Annotated in this window: 5 protein-coding genes and 1 pseudogene; all 6 read right to left on the bottom strand. The window is 53.6% G+C overall.

Translation table 11 applies throughout. The features are described from left to right. Positions 1-141: 141 nt before the first annotated feature. Positions 142-1,338: an alpha-amylase family glycosyl hydrolase gene (locus KNP80_RS15640; RefSeq protein ID WP_214835078.1), complete on the bottom strand. Its 1,197-nt coding sequence runs from the start codon at positions 1,336-1,338 to the stop codon at positions 142-144. Between the two features lie 84 nt (positions 1,339-1,422). After that, positions 1,423-2,259 carry an LCP family glycopolymer transferase gene (locus KNP80_RS15635; protein WP_251132414.1) on the bottom strand — a complete coding sequence of 279 codons (837 nt, stop codon included), beginning with the start codon at positions 2,257-2,259 and terminating at the stop codon, positions 1,423-1,425. Next, positions 2,204-2,347, bottom strand: coding sequence for a hypothetical protein (locus KNP80_RS15880; RefSeq protein WP_251132413.1), 144 nt, complete (start codon positions 2,345-2,347; stop codon positions 2,204-2,206). Before KNP80_RS15880 ends, KNP80_RS15635 begins: the two co-directional genes overlap by 56 nt. Before the next feature lie 103 nt (positions 2,348-2,450). Beyond that, a complete protein-coding gene (locus KNP80_RS15630; RefSeq protein ID WP_214835077.1) occupies positions 2,451-3,296 on the bottom strand; it encodes a YihY/virulence factor BrkB family protein in 846 nt (281 codons plus the stop codon). A gap of 73 nt (positions 3,297-3,369) precedes the next feature. Next, positions 3,370-4,320: an LCP family glycopolymer transferase gene (locus tag KNP80_RS15625; RefSeq protein ID WP_214720290.1), complete on the bottom strand. Its 951-nt coding sequence runs from the start codon at positions 4,318-4,320 to the stop codon at positions 3,370-3,372. Positions 4,321-4,414: 94 nt separating this feature from the next. Then, positions 4,415-4,529: pseudogene (locus KNP80_RS15875) on the bottom strand (IS30 family transposase); the annotation flags it as partial.

Below are 4,529 nucleotides of genomic sequence, written 5' to 3'. Positions count from 1 at the left end.
TTACTTAACTTACTATAACGAAGAGCGTATCCAAGAAAAATTAGGCTACCTCACACCGATAAAATATGGTGTGGTGGCAGCCTAATAAGGTGTTTTTATTAGTGTCTCATATAGCTAGGTCAGTCTAGAGAACTCGTTTTTTTATTGTTTGATCCAAGCAAATCCAAAGGTATCCAACTCAATCGTCTCGACCGACTCACCCGTGAACAGATTCGTCCCGCTCGTCTGCACCGTCACCGGCTCATTGCTGACGTTCGTATACAGCATGAGCGTCTCCCCTCCACCTTTCCGTTCGACCGTGAAGACGCGCTTATCAGACGTATCGATTCGCTGCTCGGCATAAGGCGAGAACGCCGGGTGCGTCCGTTTGACGTTCAACTGGCTGATAATGCCGGAGAATACTTGCAGGCGATACGGGTCCGTCTTCAGCTCTTGAATCAGCGCGTCATGGTCGACCGGTGTCTGCACACCGAGCAGCGTCCGATAATCAACGGTCGGTATGCCTTGGAGCGAGAACAAGATGCTATGGGCCGCGAGAATCATGTCGATGCTCGGATCGATCAAGTTCTTCTCGAACGGGTCACGCTCGTGAATCGACAAGAAGTTGAAGTACGTCTTCCCTTCTCCTGGCGCCTCGATCCGGTTCGCCCAGTCGGACAACTTCTTGGCGTCACCTTGCGCGAAGGCCAGCATCGTGTGCGACGCAAGATCAAAGTGACAGATGGCATCAGCGACGCTGATGTATGAGCCGAGCGCTTGGACGTCCCCTTCATAGGCGAGAGTCAATTGCCCATGCGGTTTATAGTGATGGAGCACCGCGTGCCAGAGCTCAATGACGCGTTTAATGCTCTCCTCCGGCATGCCCCGGAACGACTGGACGTGGACGCGTAACTTCGTCGCACCTTGGGCGAGCCGCTCGATGAAGGCATCCGTCTCCTCAAGCAGATTGAACTGTAGCTCGTTATAAACATCCGGGTCGGTGTCATACATGAGCTCGAATTCGTGCTTGAAGCGCCCGAGGTCCTCGTATAACCGGATACGAGGATTGATGGCCGTATCGGTCGGCTTGGCCGGATACGGGAACAGCGACACGAGATACAAGTCGCTAATCGACGCCTGCACGTGTTCCTTCAACAGATCATGGAGCGCGTCCAAATCCGGGCTCCCGTCCGTCGTGACGGCGTTGGCGTCAATCATGAGCACGCTCGTCTTCTCGCTCACCCCTTCCCCATCGTGCCAATGATGACCATCCCATTTGGTAAACAGCTCCTGCCAGTCTTCTGATGTATGGTCGTCCTCTAATCGATTGATGATCGGTTCAACAGTTTCCCAAAGCATGTGATCCCTCCTCAGTGTCTCTTTATCAGTCCCACCGAACCATGATTTTCAAACGCAAAAAAAAGCCATCCCATGAGGAATGACTTAGTTCATCAAGCGTTGCAGCTCGGCTTGGGCGTCAGCGAGCGAGGCCGAATCCGGATTCCAGTAATAGATACCGTCCGATTCCAGATCGCCCGACCCTTCGATGCGGAGCGTACTGGCGTTACGGAACGCCTTCATATAGTCTGTCGACAACGTCACGAGCTCATTGAACTCGATGTTCGTCTTGGCCCGGTTGCCGGCGACGTCTAACAGCTTCGTCACTTTGTCGACCGAGAAATCGGAACGTCCTTTCTCGACGATGGCCGCGACGACGGCACGTTGCCGCTCTTGGCGACCGAAGTCCCCGTTCGGATCTTCATAACGCATCCGGGCGTATGACAACGCCGAGGCACCGTTCAAATCGACCTGTCCAATCGGATAGTTATAACCATCCGCGGAGAAGGCGAGGTCGTTCGTCACCGTTATGCCACCGAGCGCATCGACGACCTCGGTGAACGCCTCCATGTCCGCCTCGACGACGTAATCGATCGGAATATCCAAGAGCGCTTCTACCGAATCCATCGCCATCTCAGCCCCACCGAACGCGTAGGCATGGTTGATTTTATCGTTCATACCTTTGCCGACGATCTCCGTCTTCGTATCGCGCGGGATGCTGAGCATCGCGCCTTCGTCCGTCGTCGGGTTGAGCGTCATGACGATGATTGAATCACTCCGTCCCTGCTCCCCGTCACGGCGGTCAATCCCGAGTAGTAACACCGATACCGATTCCTTCTGTTCAATCGTCTCGACTTGTTTCCGTTCCGGACTGATTTCGAGATTGTCATTCACTTTCGTCACCGTCTCGTTGACGTCCCGGTACATCGACCAGACGAACAAGCCCCCCGGCGACGAGGAAAATCGTCAGGACGCCGAGCGTGATCGCCAACACCTTTTTCCAGCGTGATTTTTTCTTATGTCTCGCCATGCGTGCACCTGCTTTCAAAATCGTTAGATATGGATATAATTCCCGCTTCACGTGTTGTATTATAGCACGTTGTAAAAAAATGCTAACCATATCTTTTCAATTTTTACGGAAAATGCGTCTTATAACGGGTTCGCCGCATATGGTCGGGCCAGGCCGCAATGATCTCGGCACCGAGCAACATCGTCACCGCCGTCAAGTAGAGCCAGATCTGGAGCAAGATGACGATGCCGATCGTCCCGTAAGTATCGCCAAACATCGAGAACCGGTCGACGTAGACACTATAGCCTGTCGACAGCATCTGCCAAGAGATGACGGCGAAAATGGCGCCTGGAAGTGTCTCGATGAAGCGGACGCGTTGCTGCGGGGCGATTTTATAAAACAGTGAGAAGGCGAAGATGAGGATGATCGTCGACACCGTATACCGGGTGAGTGTCGCCAGTCGGTCGAAGTCCTCAAGCCGTGGGAACCACGTATACATGAGCTCGACGAACTCCCGCCCGAAAATATGGAATATGATCAAGATGACGGCACCAACGCTGAAGGCGATGAGCGTGAGCAAACCAATCAACCGGCGAACGACATAGCTCCGGGCTTCCGTTTCCCCGTAAGCGAACACGGTCAGCTTGACGAGGCGGGCCGTCCCGTTCGACGCCGACCAGACGGCGATGATGGCCCCGATTGAGACGAGGCCGGCATTGATGTTGCCGCTGACGTCATAGACAATCGACAGCATGTCCCGAACACTCGAACCCGGAATGAGAATCTCGATCTGTTCGATTAACAAGGCGTCATCAATCCCGAACCACGCCATGACGGCGAACAAGAGGACAAACGTCGGGAAGATGGCGAGAAACCAAAAGAACGCGAGCGTCGCGCTGTAGTCGTTGATGTGATGGTCCTTGAACCGATGGCGAACGTCGATGACGAGACGGATCAGGCGGTCGAGCACGCGGGGTCACTCCTTTTCTTCTTATTATCGCACATATTAAAACGCCTCATCCGATTTTGGATGAGGCGATGCGTCACTGTTCCATCAATTGTCCGAGATACGACTTCACGTCTTCGAGTGAAGCAGCGTCCGGGTTCCAGTAATAGATGCCGTCGCTTTCTTTCCCGCCCGTTCCTTCGAGGCGAAGGACGTCCTGGTTTTTGAAAGCAGCCATATAGTCGCTCGAGAGCGTCCGGATGTCTTTGAACGTCATGTTCGTCTTTGCGTTGTTGCCGAGCACGTCGAGCATGTTGTTGAACTTCGAGATCGAGAAGTCGTCTTTGCCTTTATTGACGAGCGCCGTGATGACGTCACGTTGGCGCTCTTGGCGACCGAAATCTCCGCTCGGATCGTCATAGCGCATGCGCGTGTACGCGAGCGCCTCTGAACCGTTGAGCGTGAGCGCGCCCGGTTCGAACGTGTGCTCACCTGACGTGAACGCCAAGTTGTTCGTCACGTTGACGCCGCCGAGAAGGTCGACCGTGTCTTGGAAGCCTTTCATATCAACTTCGGCCACGTAATCGATCGGGATGTCGAGCAAGTTCTCGACCGTGTCGAGTGCCATCTCGGCTCCACCGAACGCATAGGCGTGGTTGATCTTATCAGACGTCTCTTTGCCGACGATCTCCGTCTTCGTGTCACGCGGGATGCTGAGCATCGCGCTTTGATCCGTGTTCGGGTTGAGCGTCATGACGATAATCGAGTCGCTGCGACCTTGCTCGTCGGCACGACGGTCGACGCCGAGAAGAAGGACCGAGATCGGCTTCTTATCGTTGATGGCTTCCGTTGTCATACGCTCCGGGCTAAGGCCCGTCGACTCGTTCAAGCGTTCGACGGTCGAATCGACTTGATTATATAGATATGTAGCTACCCCGACTCCGATGAGCAGGAACAACCCTACTACGAGTCCCGCAATTTTTGCGATGCGTTTCGCTGGGGAACTCTTTTTACGACGTTTTTTCACTCGCTTCTTTTGCTCTTCCATGACTTAACACCTTTCATCAACCATTTTTATAAAAATACCAATTTTTATTTTAGCATGTAACTGTCTTTCATACCGTTATTTTTATGACGGTTTGTCAAATTAAGCGCAACACTTCCTCGGTGAAGGCCTCGTGTGCGGTTTTCCAGTCCAGGCACTTTCTCGGTCGCCCGTTGATCTTGGCTAGCGCATCCGCGAGTTCACCGTCACCG

It is taken from the genome of Exiguobacterium sp. E4787, from assembly GCF_018618375.1.
Taxonomy (GTDB): Bacteria; Bacillota; Bacilli; order Exiguobacteriales; family Exiguobacteriaceae; genus Exiguobacterium; species Exiguobacterium chiriqhucha.
The sequence above is the reverse complement of the archived record's forward strand: the minus strand, read 5'-3'. Positions and strand labels throughout refer to the sequence as shown.